Annotated in this window: 3 protein-coding genes; 2 read left to right on the top strand and 1 reads right to left on the bottom strand. The window is 63.4% G+C overall.

Annotated features, from left to right (window positions below; all coding sequences use genetic code 11):
* On the bottom strand, positions 1 to 469 hold a 469-nt coding region (locus EN879_RS33550; RefSeq protein ID WP_127274589.1), incomplete at its 3' end, for an HAD hydrolase-like protein.
* A gap of 325 nt (positions 470 to 794) precedes the next feature.
* Between EN879_RS33550 and rpiA the strand changes: the two genes are divergently transcribed.
* Positions 795 to 1,526 (top strand): ribose-5-phosphate isomerase RpiA, encoded by a 732-nt coding sequence (gene rpiA / locus EN879_RS33545; RefSeq protein ID WP_027036598.1) that lies wholly within the window; start codon positions 795 to 797, stop codon positions 1,524 to 1,526.
* Positions 1,513 to 2,016: DUF2059 domain-containing protein (locus EN879_RS33540; protein ID WP_127224600.1), on the top strand; the 504-nt coding region annotated here is incomplete at its 3' end. The genes rpiA and EN879_RS33540, both read left to right, overlap by 14 nt.

Genomic DNA, 2,016 nt, shown 5'->3' with positions numbered 1-2,016 from the left:
TTATGGTCTCGATCAAATGGCGCGGGTCGGGTTTGCGGAAGGCGAACGTGTCCTGGCCCGCGATGGCCGCGAAATGTTTGGTCAGGCCGAGCGCCTCGATCAGCGCCAGCGAGTTGGCTTCGTATTTGTTGGTGCAGATGGCGAGGGTATAGCCGGCCTCCTCGAAGCGCGCGATCGCCTCGACGACACCGGGGTAGGGGCGTGACTTGCCGGGGATGTTGAGCGTGTAGTGGTCGAGGAAAAGTTTCAGCAGCCGGTCGTGCTCCTCGACGGCAAGCGATCGCTGATGGGCGGCGTGCGCCCGCTCGATCATCACCCGGCCGCCGTGACCGACAAAGCGCCTGAAGCCGGCTTCGTCGACCGCCGCGATCTCGCTGGCGGCCAGGCTGTGGTTGAGGCTGTCGAGCAGGTCCGGCGCTGTGTCGATCAGCGTACCGTCGAGGTCGAACACGATGATCGGTCGGGTCATGGTCTGTCCTGGGGCAAGTTTCTACAGGGGCAGGCGATAAAGGCTGCGGCGCGTCAAGGCAAGCGCTGGGCCAGCTCGTTCAGGCGGGGCCTGCTTATCAGGCCGGGCATTCGCAGCGGGCCCGTCCGATATGAAAAAACCCGCTTCGACGGCGGGTTGTTGGCGCAAATCAGCACCATAGGCAAAAATGTAGCATAGCTGCACTCACCCGTCAAGGAAATAATTCCTACACTGAGCATCACCTGGAGAAGCGCCGTCCAGGGCTTTGACCGGACCGGCAAAAATGCTACGAGCCCGGCAGCGAATTTCCGGGGCAATAACCGACATGGATGCAAGGCAGTTGAAGGTCGAAGCCGCGCGGGCAGCACTCGCCCATGTAAGCGACGGCATGCGGCTTGGCATCGGCACCGGCACCACGGCCGAGGAGTTCGTGCGGCTGCTTGCCGAAAAGGTTGCAACCGGCATGACCGTCATCGGCGTACCGACTTCGGAGCGCACCGCGTTGCTCTGCCGCGAGCTTGGCGTGCCGCTGTCGACGCTGGAGGAAACGCCAGAGCTGGATCTCACCGTCGACGGCGCCGACGAAGTCGACCCGGAACTGACCCTGGTCAAGGGCGGCGGCGGCGCGCTGCTGCGCGAGAAGATCGTCGCCGCGGCGTCCCAGCGCATGATCGTCATCGCCGACCGCTCCAAGATGGTCGAGACGCTCGGCCGTTTTCCCCTGCCGATCGAAGTCAATCCGTTCGGCCTGCGCGCCACTGAAATCGCGGTTGCCGCGGCGGCTGAAAAGCTCGGTCTTTCCGGACCGGTCACATTGAGGATGACGGGCGGGCAGGCTTTTGTTACAGACGGCGGCCATTTTATCCTCGATGCATCTTTTGGCCGCATTCCGGATACAAGAGCGCTTTCGAATGCTCTCCACGCCATTCCGGGCGTGGTCGAGCATGGTCTTTTCATCGGGCTGGCTTCAGCGGCCATCATCGCCGGCGGCGACGGTATCCAAACCGTCCATGCCGCCCGAAAACCAGGGAGTTCTACCGATCATGACGTTGCATAACCGGGTTCGCAGCCTTTCCGTCCTTCTGGCGGCCTCGGCCGTTTTCGCCTTCTCGTCGCCGGCGTTTTCGCAGGATGTCACGGAAGCGCACCTGAAGGCCGCCCGCGCGGCGGTCGCTGCGATCCACGCGACCGACCCGTTCGACAACATCCTGCCGCAGGCAGCCGCGGCGCTCGAATCGCAGCTGATCCAGAAGAACCCGGACATGCAGGAACTGATCGGCAAGACCATCAACGAGAAGGCTCTGGCGCTGGCCTCGCGCCGTGCCGACCTCGAGAAGGAAGCCGCACTCGCCTACGCGAAAGTGTTCTCCGAAAAGGAACTGACCGACATCGCCGCCTTCTACAATTCCGATTCGGGCAAGAAGCTGCTCGATAGCGGCCCGACGGTGACCCGCGAATTGGTCAAGGCAGCCGACATCTGGCAGAACGGCCTCGGCCGCGATCTCGCCCAGCAGGTCGGCGAAACGCTGGCCGCTGCCGCCAAGGCA

The organism is Mesorhizobium sp. M7A.F.Ca.AU.002.02.1.1, from assembly GCF_003998535.1.
Classification (GTDB): domain Bacteria; phylum Pseudomonadota; class Alphaproteobacteria; order Rhizobiales; family Rhizobiaceae; genus Mesorhizobium; species Mesorhizobium ciceri.
Note: the sequence above shows the minus strand (reverse complement) of the source record. Positions and strands in the feature narration are given on the sequence as shown.